The organism is Paenibacillus sp. GM2 (genome assembly GCF_900069005.2).
Taxonomy (GTDB): domain Bacteria; phylum Bacillota; class Bacilli; order Paenibacillales; family Paenibacillaceae; genus Fontibacillus.
On record NZ_LN831279.1, the window covers coordinates 1,003,984 to 1,027,789 of the forward strand.

The following is a 23,806-nucleotide window of genomic DNA, read 5'->3' on the forward strand; positions in this document are numbered from 1 at the left end:
ATGCTTAGCGGAAAAATAGATCACGGGAGCAATGTGGCGGCGATTTCAGGCGACGGGAGCTGCACCGTATACATGATGGAGAATGAGACGGGCCGGGGGACGATGACCTGTTACCAAGTGCTCCCCGGAATCGATTTGGTATTTAACGATTTTCGCATGCAAAGCTGTGTTTCCGAATTTCGCACAGAAATGGACATGCTGGGAATCGATTATTGCCGGCAAGGAAGGATCGAATGGAATTTCCGGCACGGCGCTTGCCTGTACTTAGGGGAGAGGGATTTGCAGGTTGGTACGAGGGAGAAGCACACCGGTACGTTTGGCTTTCCGCTCGGTTACTATCAGGGCATAACCTTGGCTGTATATATGGAAGAAGCGTGCCGGACGCTCTCTTCTTCACTTGGGGGATTATCCATCGATTTACCGGGACTGCGCGAAAGCTTTTGCCATGGCGGGAGAACCTTCATCAGGCGTGCGGATGAGGCTATTCAGCCTATTTTCTCTCAGCTTTATAACGTGCCAGGAAGACTCAAACAAGATTATTTCAAGGTCAAGGCGCTGGAGCTGCTGCTGTTCCTGAGCACGGTTGATGTTCCGGCCGATGGGAACGAGCGTCCTTATTTTCCCGGAAAACGGGTGGAGACGGTAAAAGCGATCATGAAATTTTTAGCGGAAAATCTCGAGCGGCGTTTTACAGTGGACGAATTGTCCTTGCGATTCATGATCTCACCGACGGCTCTGAAAGAATGCTTTAAAGGGGTTTACGGTTCTCCTCTACATGCCTACATGCGCGCTTATCGCATGCAAGCGGCGGCAGAGCTGCTGCGCCAAAGCGGTGACAGTGTAGCCACGATCGCGGCCAAGGTGGGCTACGACAATGCCAGCAAATTTGCAGCCGCCTTTAAGGCGGTAATCGGCGCGCCGCCGCAAGCATATCGGAATTTTATGTCCGAATGGAGTGAAGCGCTGCCGGATGGAGTGGATGAGGCACGGACAAATTTATAAGATGGGGATGGTTGGCGACTGCCAATCATCCCTTTTTTTCGGGAGGAGACAAAAATAGGTTGAGGGAGGAACAGGCATCGTGAGAGAGAAACATTGGCTGGGAACTGTCATTTCATTTACCGCCAGTTGCCGGTGGCAAATGGCGATGTCCATCATATGCGCGATCCTCAGTGTCGCCGGAGGTATTGTCCCTTATGTGGGCGTATATCGAATTATTGTGTTATTTTTTCAAGGTGAAGAGACGGTATCCGAGATCGGGCTTTGGGTCGCTGTCTGTCTGGCGGGATATGCGGCCCAGTTGGTCTTTTACGCGATATCCACCATTCTGGCCCATTATTCGGCATACAGCATCATCGAGCAGATCCGGCTCAAAATCGCTGATAAGCTGGTGAGCGCGCCGCTAGGTGCTGTGCTGAATCAGAGTGTAGGCAAACTGAAGAGCGTCATCGTTGACCGTGTGGAAACCATTGAACTTCCGCTGGCCCATGTAATCCCGGAGGGGATTTCCAACCTGCTGCTGCCTGCGGGCGTGTTCGTCTATTTGCTGCTGATTGATTGGCGGATGGCGCTTGCAGCCCTGTTGACTGTACCAATCGCCGCTGTAGCTTATGCTTTTGTCATGCGGACGTTTAACAAACAGTACGCCGATTATATGGAATCCAGCAACCGGGTGAACGGTGTCATCGTGGAATATATCGAAGGCATTGAAGTCATTAAGGCGTTTAACCGCTCGGCTGCGTCTTATGAAAAATATGAAAGAGCGGTCACGTCGTTCAAGGATTATACGTTAAATTGGTTTAAAAGCACCTGGAAGCTTATGAATTTCGGAGGTTCTGTCTTGCCGTCGACGCTGCTCGGCACGATGCCGGTCGGCATGTATCTATATATGAACGGGTCATTAAGCCCGGCGGAGCTGACCATGTGTCTGATTTTGTCCTTGGGCATCGTGGGCCCCCTAACCAGCTTCACGGTATTCGTCAATGATGCCAAGTCGATCGAATACGCGGTCAAAGCCGCCGACGAGTATTTGAATCTGGAGATCCTGGACAACGCGGGGGAGCATACCAAGCTGAAGCATTACGATATCGAGCTGGATCACGTCTCCTTCTCCTACGAAACCGGGGATGGACAAGCGAATCAGCAAACTGCCAAAGCGCTCGCGGATATCAGCCTTAAACTGGAAGAGGGCAGCTTCACCGCGTTGGTTGGTCCTTCGGGCAGCGGCAAATCGACGATTGCCCGTTTGATCGCGCGTTTTTGGGAGCCGGGCAGCGGGGAGATCAGGCTGGGAGGAGTTAATATCAAGCAGCTCCCGCTGGCCCAGCTGGCCGATGTTGTAAGCTTCGTTGCCCAGGATAATTTTCTCTTCAACTGTTCTCTGAAGGAAAACATCAGGCTAGGCAATCCCGAAGCCTCGGATGAAGAGGTGGTCAAGGCGGCACAAGCAGCCTGCTGCGACGAATTTATTCACAAGCTCGAGCGCGGTTACGATACCAACGCCGGGGAGGCGGGAGGAAAGCTGTCGGGGGGAGAAAAGCAGAGAATCGCTATCGCCAGAGCGATCCTGAAAAATGCGCCGGTGGTTATTTTGGATGAGGCCACCGCGTTTACAGACCCGGAAAACGAAGATAAGCTGCAGCGCTCGATCGCCGCCTTGACCCGGGGCAAGACGCTGCTTGTGATCGCACACCGGCTGTCTACCATCAGGCATGCCGATCAAATTATCGTAATGGAAAAGGGCCAGATGGTGCAGACCGGGACACATGATGAGCTGCTTCGGAGCTGCCGGCTATACAGGAATATGTGGGAGGCACATACGGGAGCCAGACGCTGGGCGGCAAATCGTGCAACGGGGAGTGTGGGGACTCATGTTTAAATCCATCGGACGTATAATGCAGTGGATCGGCCCAAGAAGAAAACGGCTTTACCGCGGCTTTGTGTATTCGTTCTTTCATACCTTGTTCACAGCGATGCCTATTATGCTTGCCGCCTACGGGCTAAACCTGATTATCGAGGATAAGAACGGGGTTCGCGGATTAACGTTAGATTGGGTATTTTACATGGCGGGATTGATGGCCTTGGCGGTGGCGGGCCGCTTCTGGTTTGCTTATTTGCGGGCTTCCACCCAGGAAAGCATCGGATGTGAGGCGGCGGCGGACGAAAGAACCCGGATCGGCGGCATTTTGAAGCAGGTTCCGCTGGGCTTCTTCAGCCGCAAAAATACGGGGGAAATCGCTGCAGCAGCGACTACGGATCTGTCGTTTATCGAGCTGCTGGGGATGAAGATGATCGATGTGGTGGTGAACGGTTATATCAGCGCACTGACGATGGTGGCCTGCCTGGCGGTTTACAGCCCTCCAGTCGCGGGAGTCGCACTGACAGGAATACTGCTGTCTGCCCTGTTCCTGAGGCTGCTGGGGAGACAAAGCCGTAAAAACGCCCCGGTTCACCAAAAAGCCCAGGACAACATGATCGCTGCCGCCATCGAGTATATAAGGGGGATGCCGGCAGTCAAGGCATTTAAGCAGGACGGGGTGTCCCGGGAAGGGATTCGCCGGGCTTTTCAAATGAGCAAGGACATTAACATCCGGATTGAGAGGAATTACGTGCCTTACAATTGCCTCCATTTGTTTGCGCTGAAAGGGGCATCCGCAGGCATTGTGGCAGTTTCAGCCATCCTTGCCGCAAACGGGGCGATGGAGTTGCCAACGATGCTGATGATGGCGATTTTCTCGTTTGTCATTTTCGGCCATGTTGAAACGGTAAACAACGCCGCTCACGTCCTTGAAGTAATCGATGCAACGCTCGATAAGCTGGAGGAGATTCATCATGCGGAATCGATTGATCAGGACAGCCAGGATATGCGATTGACGCAATATGATATTTGCTTCCGGGAGGTCGGCTTTGCCTATGATCAACGGGAGGTGCTGCGCGATGTTTCGTTCATCATGCCGGAGAACACGACGACGGCGATCGTTGGCCCTTCGGGCAGCGGCAAAACGACGATCTGCAACCTGATCGCCAAGTTTTATCTGGCGAACCGGGGCAGTGTCTCGATCGGGGGTGTGGATATCAGGGACATCACAAGCGGCAGCCTTATGGAAAATATCAGCATGGTATTCCAAAAGGTATATTTGTTCCAGGACACGATTGCGAACAATATTCGCTTCGCCAAGCCTGAAGCCGGAATGGACGAGGTGGTGAAGGCGGCAAAACAGGCCTGCTGCCACGATTTTATCATGGCGCTTCCGCAAGGTTATGATACCGTCATTGGCGATGGCGGGGCCACGCTATCCGGGGGTGAGAAGCAGCGGATTTCGATCGCCAGGGCGATGCTGAAAAACGCGCCGATTGTCATTTTGGATGAAGCCACCGCCAGCGTGGACCCGGAAAATGAGCAAGCGATCCAGCAGGCCATCAGCGCTTTGGTTCGCGGTAAAACGATCATCATTATCGCTCACCGGCTGGCGACGATCGAAAGCGCGGACCAGATCCTTGTTATGGAGGATGGACAAATCGTGCAACGCGGCAATCATGAGGAATTAAGCAAGCAGGAGGGGATCTATCAGCGATTTCTGACTATCCGCCAGACCGCGGAGGGATGGAGCATTTGAAAGAGAAAATGCAAATAGCGCACCCGCAAGTTTATGGGATGCGCTATTTGGCGTATGCGGCCGTTCAAGCGCCGTAATGAGGGGCAGCAAGCCATGAGGGCCAGCATGCAGCAAATGCATGGATCAGCCGACCACACCGGTCTGCCAGTCTGCCAGTAAGGCGGGTTCATCCAATTCGTAACCGATGATGACTATATAATAAGGACCTGGGTATTCCGTTCGTTCATGCTGGATCTGCTTGCCGGAGAACTGGATCAGCGAGGCGCTGCGGGAACCGTCCAGAAGGACGTAGCCTTTGGCGCGCAGCACATGTTTTCCCTTCGCTTTCAGCCATTTTTCCAGCTTCCTCAAAGGAACCGGAGTTTGCCCGCTCACGGGAATCAAGACGCTTTGAATGCGGGAAAAAGAAGCGTTCCCCTGCCCGCCGGGCGAGCTGGAATGTTGATGGGAACTAGGGTGCTGCGGGTGAGAGACAACATTGAACCGGGCGGAGGTTGCAGCTTGACGGTTTAAAGGCTTAAGCTCGGCAATTACAGCATCGGAATTAAATTTCCCGTACATGGTGTTGTAGACAACGGCTTGCTCGTTATGTTTTTGAATCAAGCGGGCCACTTTGGACAGATGCAAGTCGGTGACAAGATCCCGCTTATTGACGAGGATCAAGTCCGCAACCTCCAGCTGTCTGCGGAGCGTATGGACAAGTTCTTTATCGGAGGAGAAAATACTGCTGTACTCCAGCACATTTTCAGCGTCGATCACGGTGATGATCTTGTGCAGGGTGACCTCGTTCAGCAGCTCAGGCTCAGCCATGGCATCGACGACTTCCTCCGGATTGGCGACGCCTGTCAGCTCGACGAGAATCACGTCGGGGGCCAAAGCGAGCAAGCCTCTGAGAGAACCGGAAATTTCGCTTTTTTTGCTGCAGCAGATACAGCCGTCAAACAGCTTCTCCAGTGGAAGCCCCTGTACAGCTTCGGACAGGATCTGGCCGTCAACATCGGCTTTGCCCAGCTCGTTCATCAAGATTGCCGGCTTGAGACTCCGGCTGTGCAGCGTTTTAATCAGCTCAAGCAGCAGTGTCGTTTTACCACTGCCCAGAAATCCGCTGAGGATGATCACGGGTGTTTGCATGAAAAATTCCTCCTGACTCGCATATCCTTATTTATTCAACACTAGTCTCCAAAAAATCAAAGTTGGGATAAATGTACGGATTGTCCGGTCTTTCGATCGGTTCAGCTTCCGTGACATCGATTTTGACAATGGTGTTTCCGTTATAGTCCGTTTGGCCGATGGTGCCTTTCAGCTTGACCCAGGTGTCATCTTTAAGCTCCGAGGCGCCGGCGTATTCGGCCATTACCCCGTAAGGAGTCGCGTCCGCCGTACAGCACTGGACGGCAATTCTGCCGACCACCAGTTGGTTGTCTGTGAGATCCGGCTCGCGGTAGACAAAACCGGCGATTTCAATCTCTTTGCCGATAAATGGCTGCCTGAATACTACAACCGAAGACAGGATCTCCATATAAATTTCCGGTTTGACACGGATAACCGGCAGCACGTAGATGCGTTTAGCCAGTTCGGCAAGCTCCTGCTCGAACTCATTCTCCGCTTGGAACAAGCCATCCAGGGATTCCGTCGCTCCACCTGATTTGCCAACCGTTGCGGCCTCAGTATTCCCGGTAGCTGCGGAAGCAGAGGGATCTTCTGGTGAAGTGGCGGAGGGATCGGCCTGAAGGTTGCCCGAATCGACCGCGGCTGCGGTTGGCGGCAAATAACCCGACGTAGCGTGGGGAGAAGCTCCAACCCCGAAGATCATGCCCTTCTTGTTGGCGAAGGAACCGCCAAGCACGGTATCGGGCAGCAGGAATCCGAGCAGTAGCGGGAGGGCAAGCACAAGGTAAAGGAGGCTTGCCTTGGGCCATGGCTGTTCCGGCGGATTGCCGCAGCAATCGCATTCGATGACGGAGCCCTTGTAGGTTCTATAGGCAACAAACCCCTGAATGACGGCGAGCGCGTAAACGGCCAGGGCCGATATTTTCACCAAAGGCATGATGCGTATGCCAATATACAATTGCAGGCTGTCCGATTCGACCAAATAGGCGATATAAGCGGAGAGGCCGAGTAATAAAACGGTTCTGACGATATGATGAAATAGAGTGATCGATTTCCGGTTTTTCATAATACGCTCCTTTCGTGCCCTACTGAAGCAGCCATTGATCCAGCCCGATGCTGAAAAGGAGCACCGTGGCCAGAATAGCCACCGCCAATGTCAATACGAATTTCGCTTTAAACGCTGATAGCAGCATCAGTGTTCCTTTTAAGTCAAGCATCGGCCCCAGCACCAGAAAGGTAATCAGAGAGCCTGCGGAAAAGGTGTTGACGAAAGAAGAGGCTACAAAGGCGTCCGAGGTGGAGCATATCGACAGAAGGTAAGCAAAGCCGGACATCAAAAGGTGGGATGACACCGGGCCTTGACCGTAGGCTGCCAATTGGCCTGTATTGATAAATGTATGTATCATTGCGGTTATCAAGGCGCCGATGGCAAGAAACTTGCTCATTTCAAAAAATTCATTCAGCGTGTGCGTAAAAAATGCAGCGAATTTGTCCGTCAAGGTATCATGGCTGCGGCTTGCGGGACCTTCATCGTAGAAGGCTTCAAGATTCAAGCGCAGCGGATTGTAGCGGACAAAGCGGTATACGATAAGTCCGACAGCGAAAGAGACAACCACGGCTAACCCCATTCTGGAGTAAATCACCTCCGGGCGATTGCGAAAGGCGGTATAGGTGGCAAAAAGTACGACCGGATTCACAATCGGTCCGCTTAAAATAAAGACCGTGGCGATATAAACCGGCATTCCTTTGGCGATAAGCCGGCGTATTACCGGAACCATGCCGCATTCGCAAATCGGAAAGAGCATGCCGGCGAGACTTGCGAACAGCATGCCGAGCAAGGGATTTCGCGGGATGATTCGCGCCAGCCGCTGCTCCGAGACGAACCATTGCAGCAAGGAGGAGAAAATTACACCGAGCAGAATAAACGGAAGAGCTTCCAGAAAAATGCTGATAAACATCGTTTTAAAAGTAAGCAGTTCTGGCGGAAAGGTTGTCTGAAGCCGTGCCATAAAATAAAAGCTCCTTTAGTAACTAATTAATATGCATCGCTCCCATTATATTAATAGTAATTTTTACAATTAACAATCGTTTGGGCTAAATTTTTTGTTATTTAGGTGTTAAAAGAAATTTATAAGTGGATAGAGCAGGCAGACTTCACCTGAAGAAGTACTGCCTTAAAGAGCCTGGGTGAGTGGGGGGAAGTGAGTGTAAATATACAATTCAACATCGTCACGTCGCGGGGCTAAGCTGGTGGTAAGCGCCGCCATTAAGCGGTTTCCGCTTCAGGCGGCGCTTTTTTGCGTCTGCGGTAAGGTCCGATCAGATAGGCGGCCGTGTAATAAACCGGGATGCATTCGACGATCGCCCAAATGATCACAACTTCAAAAGAATAATAGTGCTGTTGGTAGAGAGACAAATGGTTGGCGTAATAGAATGCCGTCACCATGGCGATCAGGGTACAAAATACGATGAAAAAGCTATTCCCCTTGCCTTTTGTGAAGTGCATTGCACAGCGAGACGCCGTATAGATCAAAAAAGAGCTGTGCAGGAACATCGACGTGGTCCATAATCCAATCAGCAACGGAGCGACTTTGGATAAAATCCGGTCCGGCTCCATACTGCGGATAATTTCCAGATACGGATACTGAAACTGACGGCCCAGATCAGGAGTGAAATTTAATATTACAAGCAGCCAGCCGAGGATAACGAGAACGCAGATGGTGGTAGCTACGGCCAGTAAATTTTTGAAAACTTTGGTATCCAGCTTCATTTCCGGAACGATAAAGAAGAAGACGACCCAGTCGGCAAACCAGGAGAGCGTGGTTAAACTGTTTGTGAATTGACCGGACATATCCCAGTAGTGAGTCAGTGCGGAAAGCATTCGAAAATCCGCCTGTTGGCTGAATAAACAAAACATCAAAAACGTTGCCGAGATAATGAGCAGGAACAAGCCGTCCGACATATAGGCCATAATCCGAAAGCCGCGTAGAGCAGTATAGATGATGACGGGAACGATAACAGCTTGAATAAACCAGGGAGGTGTATCCCTCAAGTAATTGGAGCCGAAGAAGAGCGCGAAGCTCTCAATGTCATAGGAGGTGTAGTAGATGCACCAGAGCAGCAAGAGGAGCACAAATAATCCGTGCAGCCATTTGCCCATTAAGGATTTTCCGAATTGCACCCAGGGTTGATCCGGATACCTGCTGCCGATATAAATCATGCTTAACAAAATCATCAGGCTGAGTAAATATCCTCCGATGATTCCAATCCAAGCCTGGTAGGTGCTATTCGACAGCAAAGCCGGCACCAGGAAGACGGCGGACTGGGAATTAAAATAAACAAAGGCAAAACGGAACAATTGCCATGGCGTCGTACGCATTTTTATGCCTTCTTTCCATCAGGAATCAGGAACTTGTTTTCCAAAATCGTTAATCTTAAAATCGGTTGCTACATTGATAATGGCATCCCTATGGTATATTTGCTCCCATTTTTTGCTGTTTTCTTTCCAGTAAGCGGGATATTTCCACTCCAACAGCTGGCCCAGCTTCAACACGTCAGCTGAAGCCTGTCGCGTAGCCTCCATTGCACGTTCCAGATCGCTGCCGATCCGTTCGTTAAGGTTGTCGATGATCAGCTCGGAGAGCTGCGTTGAATCCTGTATTTTATTTTGCTGCAGCCTGCTGACACTGGCTCGGCCTTTGAGATAAATGGTAAAGACAGGACGGCCTTTTTGCAGTTCAACCTTGTATTTGGAGGAGGTTTTCGTAAAAAAAACGCTGGCCTGGCTTTTTCCCTGATCCCAAGCGATAGAATATACCGGATTCTTCAAACGCCCGTATGCCCAGGCAAGAGCCCTGCCTTCTTCAACGCCCAGAATTCCTTTCATTTTCTCCCGATTAAATAGCATGACACCGTTAATCCCCGTCCAATTCATGTTTTGATTTGGCTGCTCTTCGGAGGGAATGTGGCTGGTAGTCAAAAAAGTAAGCGGAAAGCCAAACCCTGAAGCGTTGGAAATCAGACATTCCTTGGCGTTGGTGTCCACCATATGTCGTTTGGAAGCAAAGCTGACCAAAATTTGCGTAGGAATTTGCTCGTAAACCGGCGTTAACCTGGATACTTCTTTCACACTATCGGTAGCCAGAATAAAAGCACCCATAGATACCGAGGACTCCCGTTTGATCCATTCCAGCAAATCCCCGATCCCCTGCATGGCGTATTTTTTGCCGATCAGGATAACGCGGATTTCGGACAGGTTGAGTCTTCGAGTCATATCCGCCTGGATTTTTTGTAGCGCTTCAGGGATATTTTTCGCCGTTTTGGTAATGGTGGAATACGACTTTTCATCTGGACTATTGCCGCCTGCGATCTGCCCGTTGTTCAAATGGTTGGGCAGCGGCGTGCTGATGGTGACTTTGAGGGTTCCGGGTACATCGCCGGCATCGACGAAAAGGCCATAAACAAACACCCATTCATCCAGCTCTATTTTAGACCAGCAACCCGTACATCCGACCAACAGCAGCAAAAGGGCGCAGCATTTCAGTATTCTCATGGATGTTTTTTCCCCTTTCGCCCACGTCTGTTGACAAATGAGCCAGTTCGCATATTTCCCAAAGGGAACGGAAAGCGAAAAAAGGTATCCTTCCACTCCGACAGAACCAGCGGGGCCAGCGGTTCCAGGTAAGGCTTATTGTATGATTTTAAAGAGGCCATGTGGGCGTAAATAAGAAAGGATCCTATGATTACCCCGATTAATCCCATAGTCCCTCCCAAAATCATTAGCGGGAAGCGCAGCAGTCTGAAAGCAAGCCCCAACTCCAGATGCGGAATAATATAGGAAGCAATTCCCGTGATGGAGACAACGATAACCATGGGGGCGGACACGATGCCGGCCTGTACCGCTGCTTGCCCAATGACGATACCGCCAATGATCGATACCGTCTGTCCTATAGGCTTGGGAATGCGGGTACCCGCTTCCCGCAAAGCTTCGAAAGTGAGCTCCATCACGAATCCTTCGATTAATGCGGAGAACGGAATGTTCTCGCGGGCTGAAGCGATGGTAATCAACAGGTTCGACGGAATGATCTGGGGGTGAAATGTCGTAATAGCTATATATAGTGAAGGCATCAGCAGGGCGATCATGGCAAAAAGAAACCGGACGATACGGATCCAACTGGCTGAGTAATAGTTCTGATAATAGTCCTCGGAGGATTGCAGCAAGGAGAACATTGTCATCGGAACCACCAGTACGCTAGGATTGCCCTCAAGCATGATGCCAACCCGTCCTTCCAGCAACGAGGCTGCCACAGCATCCGGACGCTCTGTGTAATGAAAGAGCGGGAACATGGAGAGATTGTCCTGAAGATATTCGGCCAAATAGCTGGCGCCGAACACACCATCTACAGAAATGGCCTTCAGTTTCCGTTCGATATCCTCTACCATTTCCTTGTCTGCCAAGCCTTCAATATAAATTACGCAAGTTGTGGATTTGGTAAATTTTCCAATCATCATTTTTTTTACCTTGAGTGCGGGATGTTTCAGTTTGTGGCGCAGCAGGGACAAATTGCTATCGATATCCTCGATAAACGCTTCTTGGGGACCTACGATCACCATCTCGTGCTGCGATTCTGTAACCGATCTTTTCTTATATTGAGTCACTTCAAAACAATAAAAAACGGGATGGCCTTCAATGCAGAGCACCGCTTGACCAAGTACGATACATTCCACCGCTTCTTCCGGGGTGGACACCTGAGTATAAGGGACAGGGACGGCGGTCCCGGCGGACAGTTCGGCTTTGAAATCCGCCCAGGTTGCTCCAGGTTGCGCTCCTCCTTGCAGTGAGGGGACGATATATTCCTGAATCGCAAGACTGTCTGTGATAGAGGAAATATAGATTAAAGTCCCGTGCCGTCCGTATATCCATTGCGGTTTATAGACGATGTCTGCGCAGTCGGACAGCAGCTTGGTAATGGTATGCAGTTGGTTGTCGTCCATATCCAGCTCCTAAATAAGTTTGATATTTATAGCTTAGGATGCAAAAAAAAGCAGAAAATATGCCCCTTTTTCATAGTTGTGTTTTATTTTAAAAGATCGACAAAGGATTTGAGATTTCCTGTTGACAAGGAAAAGAAGAGATTATTATACTACCTATATCGTAATTTTTACGATTAAGCAGATTTTATGCTGGGCGTTTAGAAGAAAAGTTATCGCTATTAATAGTAAAAATTACGATTTTAAAACAGGGAGGTGCTGATGTTGGAAATACTCGATTGCATCATTATTGGCGGAGGAGCCGCGGGAATCGGTTTGGGCAGTCTGCTGCAAGAACTGAAGCTGGAACATTTCCGTATTCTTGAAAGGAGCGACATTGGCGCTTCCTTTCGCATGTGGCCCAAAGAGATGCGAATGATCACCCCATCCTTTACGGGCAACGCCTATGGCATGCTGGATTTAAACTCTATTACGCTGGATACCTCGCCAGCCTATACGCTGGGAACGGAGCACCCTTCGGGAGAGGAGTATGCGGATTACTTGCAGGCGGTAGCCGAGTATAAGGAGCTGCCTGTTCAAACCGGGGTAGATGTGACAGGCATACATGCTCAACCGGACGGGGGCTTTGAGCTTGATACATCAGCAGGCATTCTGCGCAGCAAATTTGTGATCTGGGCCGCTGGAGAGTTCCAGTATCCGCGATTGGACAGCTTTCCCGGCGCGGAATACGGCATTCATAACAGTCTGGTCGCAGAGTGGAAAGAGATCGCAGGCGAGGAGCATATCGTGATCGGAGGTTATGAGAGCGGGGCTGACGCTGCAATCCATCTGGCAGGATTAGGTAGGAAGGTCACGATTATCGGGCGCAATATCCGCTGGGTGGAAAAAGGCAGCAGCGATCCGAGTATGGAAATATCGCCTTTTACCAAGGACCGTCTGAGGAATGTAGCGGATGGTCGGGTGGAATTGTTGGATGGGTATGAGGCTCAGCGGATTGAACCGGCTGATGGCGGGGGGTATCACGTGTATTGTGAAGATGCTTCGGGCAGCCTCCATATCCTTAAGACAAGTTCTGCTCCTATTCTGGCTACCGGCTTTCGAGGCAGTCTGGAGCTTATCGGGCCTTTATTTGATCGGGACGATCATGGTTCAGCGCTGCTTAACAAATTTGATGAGTCCGTGCGGACGCCAGGGCTTTTCGTGTCCGGGCCAAGCGTAAGCCACGAGCATTTGGTATTTTGCTTTATTTATAAATTCAGACAGCGCTTTGGTGTCGTGGCCGGAGAGATCGCCAGACGGTTGGGACTGGATACGGCTGTGCTGGAGAAATATCGCAAACAGGGGATGTTGTTGAGCGACCTGAGCTGCTGCGAAGAGGATTGCCAATGCTGACAAAAGCGGAAGTCGGACGGCAAAGCGTAGTTATGATCGGCTTTGAGTCCTCCGGCAAGTCAGCTCTTTTCCGTGGACTAACGGGGCAGGAGACAGGGGAGGAAGCCAATTTTCGCGGCTCCACTGTGATAACGCGCCGAGGAGCTGTGACAGCTTCTATAGATTTGGACGATGTTCCCGGCATCCGGGCGGGCGATGATAGCGACACCACAACTATAGCTCTAAAAGCCGCCGCGGATGCGGATATTGTAATGCTGGTCGTCAGAGCCACGCATGTGGCAAAGGAGCTTCCGCTGCTGCTGCGATCGGTAAATACGGACGGCAAGCGGGCGACACTGGTGCTAACCTTCGCCGACAAGCTTCCGGCGGGACTGTCCGAGCTTCAGCAATATTTCTCTGACTGGCTGGGCATTCCCGTCTACTTGCTGAACGCCCGCAGATTGATGCTGGAGGACAGGACAGCGTTGATCCGGCTTTTAAAGGGAGCGGGTCCAATCCGCTCCGGAGCCGCCCATTTAATGCCTTCCCACTTTCCTGTCGTGCAGCCGCAGGCTACCTGGTTTGAGCATCCGCTCTGGGGGCGCCCTTTGTCGCTTGCGCTCACACTTTTGCTGTTTGCGGTACCGGTGTGGTTGGCCTATCTGTTCTCAGCCTGGATACAGCCCGTCGTTGATCAGAATGTGCTTGATCCGATCAAGCAGGGGCTTAGCGGCTGGCCTTTCCTGCTTCGTTCTTTCTTTATAGGCGATTATGGATTGTTGACCCTCGGCTGCTATTCCTTTCTGTGGGCGTTTCCGGTCGTTCTGCTGCTGGGCCTTAGCGTGGCATTGGCGGAAGAGAGCGGCGTCAAGGACCGAATTACCGATTCCCTGGACGGCTGGCTACGCGTTATCGGGTTAAGCGGCCGCGATTTGATCCCCGTGCTGTCGGGATTTGGCTGCAATGTTGTTGCGGTCTTCCAAAGCCGGGCCTGCAGCGCTTGCACCCGAAAATCCTGTATATCGCTGATCACTTTTGGTTCCGCCTGCAGCTATCAGATCGGCGCTTCCTTGTCCGTGTTCGGCTCGGCTGGGCATCCTTGGCTGTTTTTGCCCTACATAGCAGCACTTGGGCTTGTTGGAGCGCTGCATACCCGGATTTGGAACCGGAAGCCAGGACATATCTCCGCCCCGTCCTACGAAGCTAAAAGCTTCCTGCAAAAACCGGGAGTTCGCGCTGTACAATGGCGGCTTCGCACGGTAATCAAGCAGTTCTTGCTCCAGGCTATGCCCATTTTTCTTATCATTTGTGTGATCGCTGCCGCTTTGCAATGGGCCGGGGTGATGACCTGGTTTTCGGCTCTAGCGGAGCCTGTTCTCAGATTGTTTCATCTCCCGCCCGATGCCGCGAGCGGCATTGTTTTTTCCGTAATACGTAAAGACGGATTACTGGTGTTAAACCAGGGAGAAGGGGAACTGTTGCGTTCTATGCCTGCCAATCAGGTTTTTCTGTTGGTCTATCTCGCTTCTACACTAACAGCCTGCCTGGTTACCTTGTGGACGGTGAAAAAGGAAATGGGCTGGCCCTTTGCCGCCAAGCTGGCCGGGAAGCAAGCAGCAACCTCGCTGGTATCTTCGGGAATGATCATGCTTATTGGGGAAGCAGTAATGCTGAAGTAAAGCGCAGCAGGAACCAGGGCAAGAACAGACAACGGAAGTTCATTAGAGATAAAACAAACATTATTCTGTGCTTAAATAGTAAAAATTACGCTTTTAATTGGGAGGAAGAGATCTATGTATCCATTCAAGCATTTTACACTTACCCTATTGGCAGCTCTACTGCTGATATTGGCCGCCGGCTGCGGGAAGCCGCCAGCAGCTGACAATGCGGTGGAATCATCGGAAGCTGGCTCTGCGGCTCCAGCCGTTCAGTTATCTGAGCCTGCAGATGCCCCTTTTCTAACGTTTACGGACGATGCCGGCCGTGAGGTAGAGCTTCCAGCACAGCCGCAAAGAATTGTTGTATTGTCCCCGCAGCTTCTCGATTTATGGTATGCGGTAGATGGTACAGCGATCGCCCGGGCTACTTCAACGGGAGGAAGCGTGCCGGACAAAGCCAAGGAAATTGAGGATGTTGGAGGCATGACAACGGTCAACACAGAAAAACTGCTGTCTCTCAAGCCCGATCTGGTGCTCGGGTCGACCTCGTTTCATAGCGAACTGGCAGGCATTTTGGAAGAAAGCAAGGTTCCGTTCGCTCTTTTTACACTCAGTACCTACACGGATTTGAAGGAGAAGGCGCAATTGTTCGGCAAGCTGGCTGGTACAGAAGCAAAAGCCGCTGAGGCGTTATCCACGCTGGAGAGCCAAATCACCAACTTGACGGCAAAAGCGCCTGCTGATCAGGCTCCCACTTTTATTATGCTAAACGTTACGCCAAGCAGTATTTCCGTGCAGCGTGAGCACACCGTAGGGTTGGAAGTAGCTGAGATGCTGCATATGAAGAATGTAGCGGCTACACTGGAAGCTTCGCAAAAAAGTCCATCGACGGCACCGTTCAGTCTGGAGAAAATCGTGGAGCTGGATCCGGATTATGTCTTTATCTTGATCCACGGGGCTCGCGAGGACGGAGAGAAGAAGATCGAGTCGGATCTGGCAGGACAACCGGCTTGGGCTTCGTTGCGTGCGATCAAGGAAAAGCGGATGGCGATTTTGCCTTCCGATCTGCTGCTGTCGAATCCGGGCTTCCGATTGAACGAGTCGGTTGAATATTTGGCCAAACTTGTATATCCCGATGCTTATACCGATGGCAACTAATCTTAAACGCGAACCGGCTCGCAAAGGTGTTCTTGTCCTCGCTGTTTTGGCGGTTGCAGCACTTGCAGGGATTTCGCTCAGCATTGGCACCGGAGCCGTCTCGATTTCACTGGGGGATATTTGGCGGTATCTGTTTCACGGCTTCGATGGTCCTATGAGGGAAGTGATCTGGAATATTCGCCTGCCTCGCACATTGGTTGCAGCGCTGGTGGGCGTAAATCTTGCCTTATCCGGGGCGATTCTGCAGGGAGTCATGCGCAATCCGCTGGCTGATCCGCATATCATCGGGGTCTCCTCGGGAGCCGGATTGCTTGGCATCATCATTCTAATTTTGTTTCCGCAGGCCTGGTCGCTGCTGACGCCGGCAGCCTTTATCGGTGCTGCAGGGGCGGCGGCAATCATTTATTTATTGGCCTGGAAGCAGGGCGTTCAGCCGGTACGCATCATTCTCGCGGGAGTGGCGGTCTCCGCTTTTTTTTGCTCCNCTCCGGCTCGGTATACCTGAACCTGCTTGCGCTGGGGGATTCGAATGCACGCGGCCTGGGAATGAGAGTGGAGGCCGCCCGGCTGCTGCTGACAGTTATCGCTACGCTGCTGGCGGCCAGTGCGGTCAGCGTTGTTGGCCTGCTTGGCTTTGTCGGCCTGATCGTGCCACACTCCGCCCGGCTGCTGATCGGCAGCGATTACCGATTGCTGCTGCCCGCTTCCGCTCTGCTCGGCGCAGCCGTTGTCACCGTCTGCGATACGTTGGCTCGTCTGATGTTCGCGCCGATTGAGCTTCCGGTTGGCATTATCCTGGGGGCTCTTGGTGCGCCGTTTTTTCTGTATTTGTTAAGGAGGGAGAGAGAATGACAGCATTGCAGCTGGATAATATAGCTGTCCTATACAATAACCGCTCCGTGATTGAGCGTCTGAACTGGAGCGCTGACGAAGGCAAAATCTATAGCATTATCGGTCCGAACGGCTGCGGCAAGAGCACCTTGCTTAAGGTGATTGCCGGGCAGCTAAAGCCGGCCGGGGGTTCAGTCCTGCTTGACGGCGAGCCCATCGGCAGCTATACGAGGCGTCGTCTTGCCAGATATCTGTCCATGCTGCAGCAAAGCCAGGATAAACCGCCGGACATGACGGTGCGCACTCTGGTTGGCTATGGGCGATTCCCCCACAAGCCGGCCTGGGCAGGCATGAGCAAGGAGGATGAGGACATCGTTGATTGGGCTTTGACGCAGACCGGAACTTTGCAGTTTGCGGATCGCAAGCTGTCCGCCTTGTCCGGCGGAGAGCGGCAACGGGTCTGGATCGCCTTGGCGCTGGCGCAGCAGCCGCGCCTTCTGCTGCTTGACGAGCCGACAACCTATCTGGATGTCAGCCATCAATGGGAGATCATGGACCTCATATCCGATATAAACCGCAAGTACGGCATGACGATCCTGATGGTGCTGCACGATATGAATCATGCCGCTACCTATTCCCACGAGATTATGGTGATGGACAAAGGACAGGTGTATGCCAGCGGCTCCCCCGCGGACACGATTACTGAGCGAACGCTCGGCGAGGTGTTCGGCGTGAGGGGGCGCATCGAGCCCAACGCTGTAGACGCGCGACTGACCTGTCTTGTGACAGGCCTTCTCGCGGACAGCGGAGCGGACGGGACAGAGATGAAATAGATATCAGAATGGGAGAGAAAAGAAAATGAATGTAAAACCGGATATATTTCCGTTTACGGCGATCGTCGGACAAGAGGAGATGAAGAAGGGGCTGCTGCTGAACCTCGTGGATCCGCGGCTCGGCGGGGTGCTGATCCGGGGAGAGAAGGGCACGGCGAAATCAACGGCGGTCCGCGCTCTGGCTGATCTGATGCCCGGGCTTCAGGTTGTGAACCTGCCGGTTAGCGCCACCGAGGACCGCGTCGTTGGCACCCTCGATATCGAGCATGCGATCCGCGCAGGGGAGAAGCGCTTCGAACCGGGGCTGCTGGCCGCGGCGCATGGAAATATTTTGTATGTGGATGAAATTAATTTACTGGATGATGCGATCGTGGATGCGCTGCTGGATGCGGCCGCTATGGGAATTAACACGGTTGAACGGGAGGGAGTGTCGCATTCGCACCCTGCCCGCTTTATTCTGATCGGAACGATGAATCCGGAGGAAGGGGAGCTTCGCCCGCAACTGCTGGACCGGTTTGCGCTCTCACTGGAGGTGTCCGGTGAACGGGAAATTGTGGAGCGGATGGAGGTCATCCAGCGCCGTCTCGCCTTTGATGCGAATCCCGAGGCATTCCGTGAGCGCTATGGGCAGGAGCAGTCGCGATTATGCCAACAAATCTTGCACGCTCGCGAGCAGCTGGCGCAAATCGAGCCCTCCGCGCAGCTGCTGGAATGGACAGCCAAGGTCGGAATCCGCCTGGAGGTCGACGGTCACCGGGCGGATATTACGCTGATGAAGACGGCGATGGCGCTCGCCGCTTTGGCGGGAAGAATCCGCGTTCTGCCGGCGGATATGGTCGAGGCGGCGATGCTGGTCATGCCGCATCGGATGCGGAGAAGACCGTTTGAAGACGGAGGAGCCGGGACGGGGAACATTCAGGAATTGCTCGGTGATCTGCTGCAGGAGGTGGCTGATGTACTCTGAAGCTGCGGTTTATCCTTTTTGCGCCGTGGTAGGTCAGGAGCGCGCCAAAAAAGCGTTATTGCTGCATGCTGCGAATCCGTTGCTAAAGGGGGTTCTGCTGGCCGGTGAATCAGGAACGTCAAAGACGACGCTGATTCGCGGTCTTGCCGCTCTCCTTCAGGAGCGAAGGCGGATCAATATCCCGCTTCATGTCGATAATGAGCGGCTTTTTGGCGGCGTCGATACGGCAGCTGCCCTCCGCTATGGTATAAGAAAAATCTTACCCGGCTTGCTTGCTGGCGCCGATGGTCAGATAGTAATGGTGGATGATTTGAACCTGATGAGCGAAAGGACACTGCACGCCATTTTGGCAGTGGTTGAGCAGGCCGGTTATGAATATGAAAGGAAAGATGGGGAGGAAGCTTGCTGGCAATCCTCTTCCTTTATGTTGTTGGGGACGATGAACCCGGAGGAAGCCGGGCTGAAGCCCGGCCAGCTTGACCGCTTGGGGTTGTATGTTCGTGTCGAAACATCGCTTGATCCGGTTGAGCGGGCGGAAATTACGCGCCGCCGGCTGGCTTTCGAGCGGAACCCGAATGATTTCGCGCGCTCCTTTGAGCCGGCATCCGCGGCGCTGCAGGAGCAGCTCGTGCAGACGCGGCGGCGGCTGTCCTCCGTCAGCATCGCTAAGCCGATGCTGCGNAAAGGAAGCGGGCTCATTCCGGCCATGATCGTCATCACCGATGGCAAAGCGAACGCAGGCATGGCTCCAGGGCTTGACCTGTGGCCGGAAATCCGCCGCATTGGCCATCGTATTTCGGCGGGGGGAATACAGACCCTGGTCATCGATACGGAGCAGGGGTTCGTCCGGCTTGGTTACGCCAGCAAGCTGGCGGACTGCCTGCAGGCGCAATATTTCCGGCTGGATGAATTAGATGCCGGGCGGATCGAACGCGCCGTCAGAAATCTGGTACAGGAGCAGAACCGGGCCGTTCCTGGTTTATTTTAATGGATGCAGGGAGATGAGAGCTTGAAGATCATAGTATTGACGAATAGCGAGGCCTCGCAGGCCCATTTGTCGGTGGCGTACCGCATGTTGGATGAAGGGCAGCGAGCCCAGCTTCAGCTTGCTGTTGTCGACCCTGGTGAGAACGGGTCCGCCGCACCCTTGTCGGGTCTGCCAACACAGCTTGTATCGCTCGACCCCGACTTTGTCGTCTTTGACGCGCATGGTGTCCACAAGGAAATTGTGGATCAAATCAAAGAGGTCCTTTGTAAAGGAACGGCCCAATTGGTTCCGGTTGGCGGGGATGCCGCCCAAATTCGCTCCTTGCTGCGGCTTGGCCAATTGACTGCTGCACCTCTGGCAGGGCCGGGCGGGAACAGAGGGGTAACGTTGCCGGATGAGTTGAAACAGGATTATGACCGCTATGTCAAAATAACAGAATATTGGCGGGGAGGCGGGGCGCAGAATATGTTTGGCTTGCTTTGTCTTGTGGGGCGGGAATANCTTCTGGCAGAGCTGGCCCGTACTTTGGCTGCCTGGGAAGGTCGCTTGGAGGTTGATTCCGCACATTTACAAGAGGCGGCCGAATTTATTCTGCCGCATCGCATGCGCGCGGCTGATAGAACTGCGGAGGAAACGGCGGACAGAGAGCAACCGGGGAGACCTGAGCAGCCTTCGGAGTTAGCTGGGCAGGAGCCTGCTCAAACGTCACCTCAGGAACAGGAGAAGTATTCCGGACATGGACAAGATAGCGGGCAGCCGCTTGATGGGACATCGCTGGCGGCCGGCGGTGAGGAAGAGGCATCGCTCGCTCCGCAGCGACTGTCAGGCAGCAACACAGACACCTCTGCGTCTGAGGAAGATAGCAATACGGGTACCGCTGCGCGCGTTGTCGTTGAGGCGATAGGGCGGAACTTTGACGTTTGTCGCATCGCCTTTACTCCGCCACGTACCGGGTTCCAGGGCAAAGCGGGCAAACGCAATCCAGCCCAGGAGGGCGGGCGTACCGGGCGTTATGTCCATGCGGAGATACCGCGCGGGGCGATATCCGATCTGGCTCTGGATGCCACGCTGCGGGCNTGTGCCTGTTCGACCCCGTAAGGGGAACCCGCTTCTCCAGCCTGGCGGACTACCGGCAAAGCCGAGGATTCATGGGCCGGCAACCGGCGGTAGCCCTGCTGTTTCTCGGCAACGGCAACCCGCTGGACATCGCGGATTGCGTCGGGGAGCTTATGGACCGTATTGAAGAGTTTGCCGAGGTTTGGCCAATCGCCTTTCCTTCCGTCATGCATGTTTCGATGGAGCGTCTGCGTGAGCTTCTGGTCGGGGAAGACAAGACGGTGGATTTGATCATCAATCTGCTTCCTTTTCGACTGGGAATCGGCCCGGGTGGAGCGGGACCAGCATCCGGGACCGGGGATACGGTGGATATGCTCGATGCCTTGGGGGCCCCGATGCTGCATCCCTTTTTCCTCTCCGGCACAACGGAAGGCGAATGGAGAAAATCGGTCAGGGGGGTTAATCCTTCGCAGCTGATGGTTCAGGTTGTGCTGCCGGAGTTGGATGGAAGCATCGAGACGTTTCCGATCGCAGCTTTGCGCCGCGAAGGGGACGATCCGGTATTGGACGTTGCCCTGAACCGGCTAGTGCTCATTCCCGAACGGGTTAACAAGCTGGTTGGGCGTGTGGAACGCTGGCTTGAGCTGAGAAGAAAAGCAAACCACGAAAAAAAGCTGGCTCTGATTGGCTACAATTATCCGCCCGGAGAAGCCAATGTGTTCGGGGGAACTTTTCTCGATACCTTTGCCTCGCTATCCAGACTGCTTACCCGTCTGAAGAGAGAAGGATATCATGTCGCTGAGATGTCTGCGGAGGAACTGCGCTGCCGGTTCGTGGAAGGCGGGCTGGTCAATTCCGGAAAGTGGGCTGGCGAGGAGACGACGGACGGGATGATTCGTTACAACGATCCCGAGTTTGCGGCCAGAATGTCCGCCCGTTCCTGGGGCAAAGAGGCTGAAGCGCGTTGGGGACCTCCACCTGGTGAAATAATGACGGAGCAGGATGCTTTCCTGATTCCTGGCATCGTCAACGGCCATGTTTTTATCGGTTTGCAGCCTGCGCGCGGCATTCACGAGGATTCCGAGAAATCGGTCCACGATCGCTCGCTGCTCCCGACCCACCAATACACCGCATTTTATCAATGGATTCGTGAGGAATGGGAAGCGGACGCGGTTGTTCATATTGGGACCCACGGGACACTGGAATTTCAACAGGGCAAGGAATGCGGCATGTCCGGCGACTGTGTGCCGGATGATTTTATCGGCGAGCTTCCTCACCTTTATTATTATTACGTAGGCAATCCCTCGGAGGCGATGATCGCCAAGCGTCGCAGCCATGCGCTGCTGATCGGCTATCAGGCGCCGCCTTTTGCAGAGGCGGAGCTGTACGGAAGGTGGGCCGGTCTCGAATCGCTGCTGCATGAATACCGGGAGGCGCAGCAGCTTGATTCCAACCGCTGCGAGGATATTCTCTGCAAGCTGAAGGCCGCCGCCCGAGAACTGCATTTTGCGGCGGAGTCGCCGGAGGAAATGGAGGAGGAGCTGTACCGAATGCAGCGGTCGCTTATTCCGAGCGGACTGCATGTGCTTGGCGATGGTTACTCGCCCGAGGCTGCCGCAGCCTATATGCGGTTTGTGCTTCGTCATGAACGGGGAACAGTCCGTTCATTGCGGGGATTGCTGGCGGAACGGGAGGGTCTAAAGGTAGAGGAGCTTGCCGGAGAAGGGCTAACCGCTGAACTCCGAAGGCTGGACCGTGAGTCGGAAGAGCTGATTGCTGCCTATCTTGCTGGCGGAACGCTTCCGTCCTCCTGCAACAAGGAGGCAGCGGGGTGGCAGGATGCCTTGTCGCGTACGCTGGAATACGGGTATCATGCCTATACAAGCTCGATGAACAACGAGGAGATGGAAGGGTTGTTGAAGGCGTTGGAAGGCCGATATCTCCCGGCCAAGCTGGCCGGGGATGCGATGCGTTCCCCCGAGGTGCTGCCTTCCGGACGCAATCTGTATCAATTTGATCCACGGGCCGTTCCCAGTCTTAGCGCCGCGGAACGGGGAGCCCGCACCGCCGAGAATTCAATTCGCCAGTATTATGAACTCCATGGCGAATATCCGGGTACGACCGCCATCGTGTTATGGGGGCTGGAGACATCGCGGACGCAAGGGGAAACGATAGGGCAGATCCTTCATTATTTAGGCGTACGCGTCAGCAGCGGGATCGGAACGTTCCGGACGGGATACGATATCATCCCTTTATCCGAGTTGGGTCGCCCGCGTCTGAATATTGTCGTGCATATGACCGGATTGTTCCGGGATATGTTCCCGAATCTGCTGGATGATTTAAACCGGATTTTCCACCGGGTCTCTGAACTTGAGGAGCCTGAAGATATGAATCTGTTCAAAGCCCACACTCGGCATGCGGAAGCGCGGATGCTGACTGCCGGATATCAGCCGGGGCAGGCCCGGGATCTGGCGAATGCCCGGATATTTGGCCCGGCGCAAGGGCAGTACGGGACGAGCATGACCAAATTAATCGAGACGAAGCAATGGAGTCAGGAGGCCGAGCTTGGACAGGCATATGCGGACAGTCAGCAGCATGTGTATAGCCTGGAGGAGCGCGGCCGCGCCGAACCGGAGCTGTACCGAACTCATTTGCTTGCGGTCGATGTTGTGTCGCAAATCCGCAGCAGTCACGAGTGGGAGGTCACGGATTCCGATCATTATTATGAATATTTTGGCGGCTTGTCCAAGTCGGTGGAGATGGTGAAAGGAAGACCTGCGGAAATTCATATTACGGATACAACCGGAGAGCGCCCTCTGACCGAAGCGGCAGAATATGCGATTGCCCGGGGCGTGCGGACCCGGCTGACCAATCCGAAATGGATCGATGCGCTGCTTGAGCATCCTTATCACGGAGCCGAGCAAATTGCCAAGCGGTTTGAGTATGTATTGGGTTTGGCCGCGACCACCGGCAAGGTGGAGGCTTGGGTGTTCGATCAGATGCATGACGTATATATTGCAGATGAGGAGCGGAACCGGCAAATGCGGGATAATAACCGCTGGGCATATCACGCATTAATGGAAACGCTGCTGGAAAGCCATCAACGGGGGTATTGGCAACCGGACGAAGAACGCTTGGAACAACTACGGCAGAAGTACGTTGAACTGGAGGGGGATTTGGAGGCATAAATGAAGCGATAATGAGGGGCAGCGCCGTCAAGGCGCTGCGGC

At 53.4% G+C, this 23,806-nt stretch carries 19 protein-coding genes; 13 read left to right on the forward strand and 6 right to left on the reverse strand.

Annotation, left to right across the window (positions count from 1 at the left end; translation table 11 throughout):
• The 3 genes from BN1360_RS14380 (at nt 1) to BN1360_RS14390 (ending at nt 4,616) form a co-directional block, all read left to right on the forward strand.
• The gene (locus BN1360_RS14380; protein ID WP_068780545.1) at nt 1-1,002 is read left to right on the forward strand and encodes an AraC family transcriptional regulator; all 1,002 of its coding nucleotides are present in this window, start codon (nt 1-3) and stop codon (nt 1,000-1,002) included.
• Between the two features lie 139 nt (nt 1,003-1,141).
• Nucleotides 1,142-2,878 carry an ABC transporter ATP-binding protein gene (locus BN1360_RS14385; protein WP_229521128.1) on the forward strand — a complete coding sequence of 579 codons (1,737 nt, stop codon included), beginning with the start codon at nt 1,142-1,144 and terminating at the stop codon, nt 2,876-2,878.
• Nucleotides 2,871-4,616 (forward strand): ABC transporter ATP-binding protein, encoded by a 1,746-nt coding sequence (locus BN1360_RS14390; protein ID WP_068780547.1) that lies wholly within the window; start codon nt 2,871-2,873, stop codon nt 4,614-4,616. Before BN1360_RS14385 ends, BN1360_RS14390 begins: the two co-directional genes overlap by 8 nt.
• 123 nt (nt 4,617-4,739) lie before the next feature.
• Here the strand turns inward: BN1360_RS14390 and BN1360_RS14395 are convergent, their stop codons facing one another.
• From BN1360_RS14395 to BN1360_RS14420, 6 genes are all read right to left on the reverse strand, one after another.
• Complete coding sequence (locus tag BN1360_RS14395; protein WP_068780548.1) at nt 4,740-5,747, reverse strand: CobW family GTP-binding protein; 1,008 nt, start codon at nt 5,745-5,747, stop codon at nt 4,740-4,742.
• Between the two features lie 31 nt (nt 5,748-5,778).
• Nucleotides 5,779-6,792, reverse strand: a complete 1,014-nt coding sequence (locus tag BN1360_RS14400; protein ID WP_068780549.1) for a TIGR03943 family putative permease subunit — start codon at nt 6,790-6,792, stop codon at nt 5,779-5,781.
• A 19-nt stretch (nt 6,793-6,811) separates the two neighbouring features.
• Nucleotides 6,812-7,735: a permease gene (locus BN1360_RS14405; protein ID WP_068780550.1), complete on the reverse strand. Its 924-nt coding sequence runs from the start codon at nt 7,733-7,735 to the stop codon at nt 6,812-6,814.
• 257 nt (nt 7,736-7,992) lie between these two features.
• On the reverse strand, nt 7,993-9,105 hold the full coding sequence (locus BN1360_RS14410) for a GerAB/ArcD/ProY family transporter (RefSeq protein WP_068780551.1): 1,113 nt from the start codon (nt 9,103-9,105) through the stop codon (nt 7,993-7,995).
• Nucleotides 9,106-9,123: 18 nt separating this feature from the next.
• The gene (locus BN1360_RS14415; protein WP_068780552.1) at nt 9,124-10,278 is read right to left on the reverse strand and encodes a Ger(x)C family spore germination protein; all 1,155 of its coding nucleotides are present in this window, start codon (nt 10,276-10,278) and stop codon (nt 9,124-9,126) included.
• Nucleotides 10,275-11,720: a spore germination protein gene (locus tag BN1360_RS14420; protein ID WP_068780553.1), complete on the reverse strand. Its 1,446-nt coding sequence runs from the start codon at nt 11,718-11,720 to the stop codon at nt 10,275-10,277. The genes BN1360_RS14415 and BN1360_RS14420 overlap by 4 nt, the downstream gene beginning before the upstream one ends.
• Before the next feature lie 258 nt (nt 11,721-11,978).
• Here BN1360_RS14420 and BN1360_RS14425 point away from each other — a divergent pair, with 258 nt between their 5' ends.
• The 10 genes from BN1360_RS14425 to BN1360_RS14460 all read left to right on the forward strand — a co-directional run bounded on the left by BN1360_RS14425 (nt 11,979) and on the right by BN1360_RS14460 (nt 23,764).
• Entirely contained in the window at nt 11,979-13,109 is a 1,131-nt protein-coding gene (locus BN1360_RS14425; protein WP_068780554.1) for an NAD(P)/FAD-dependent oxidoreductase, read from the forward strand.
• Nucleotides 13,103-14,767: a nucleoside recognition domain-containing protein gene (locus tag BN1360_RS14430; protein WP_069188349.1), complete on the forward strand. Its 1,665-nt coding sequence runs from the start codon at nt 13,103-13,105 to the stop codon at nt 14,765-14,767. Before BN1360_RS14425 ends, BN1360_RS14430 begins: the two co-directional genes overlap by 7 nt.
• A 114-nt stretch (nt 14,768-14,881) precedes the next feature.
• Nucleotides 14,882-15,904, forward strand: a complete 1,023-nt coding sequence (locus BN1360_RS14435) for an ABC transporter substrate-binding protein (protein WP_068780555.1) — start codon at nt 14,882-14,884, stop codon at nt 15,902-15,904.
• Nucleotides 15,894-16,409 (forward strand): FecCD family ABC transporter permease, encoded by a 516-nt coding sequence (locus BN1360_RS26420; protein ID WP_420707902.1) that lies wholly within the window; start codon nt 15,894-15,896, stop codon nt 16,407-16,409. The genes BN1360_RS14435 and BN1360_RS26420 overlap by 11 nt, the downstream gene beginning before the upstream one ends.
• Before the next feature lie 41 nt (nt 16,410-16,450).
• The gene (locus tag BN1360_RS26425; protein ID WP_420707903.1) at nt 16,451-16,756 is read left to right on the forward strand and encodes a FecCD family ABC transporter permease; all 306 of its coding nucleotides are present in this window, start codon (nt 16,451-16,453) and stop codon (nt 16,754-16,756) included.
• Nucleotides 16,753-17,568 carry an ABC transporter ATP-binding protein gene (locus BN1360_RS14445; RefSeq protein WP_068780556.1) on the forward strand — a complete coding sequence of 272 codons (816 nt, stop codon included), beginning with the start codon at nt 16,753-16,755 and terminating at the stop codon, nt 17,566-17,568. Before BN1360_RS26425 ends, BN1360_RS14445 begins: the two co-directional genes overlap by 4 nt.
• 25 nt (nt 17,569-17,593) lie before the next feature.
• Nucleotides 17,594-18,532: a magnesium chelatase ATPase subunit I gene (locus BN1360_RS14450; RefSeq protein ID WP_068780557.1), complete on the forward strand. Its 939-nt coding sequence runs from the start codon at nt 17,594-17,596 to the stop codon at nt 18,530-18,532.
• Entirely contained in the window at nt 18,522-19,520 is a 999-nt protein-coding gene (locus BN1360_RS14455; protein WP_068780558.1) for an AAA family ATPase, read from the forward strand. The genes BN1360_RS14450 and BN1360_RS14455 overlap by 11 nt, the downstream gene beginning before the upstream one ends.
• Before the next feature lie 465 nt (nt 19,521-19,985).
• The gene (locus tag BN1360_RS26485) at nt 19,986-20,618 is read left to right on the forward strand and encodes a hypothetical protein (RefSeq protein WP_476445255.1); all 633 of its coding nucleotides are present in this window, start codon (nt 19,986-19,988) and stop codon (nt 20,616-20,618) included.
• A 20-nt stretch (nt 20,619-20,638) separates the two neighbouring features.
• On the forward strand, nt 20,639-23,764 hold the full coding sequence (locus tag BN1360_RS14460; protein ID WP_229521129.1) for a cobaltochelatase subunit CobN: 3,126 nt from the start codon (nt 20,639-20,641) through the stop codon (nt 23,762-23,764).
• Nucleotides 23,765-23,806: the final 42 nt, after the last annotated feature.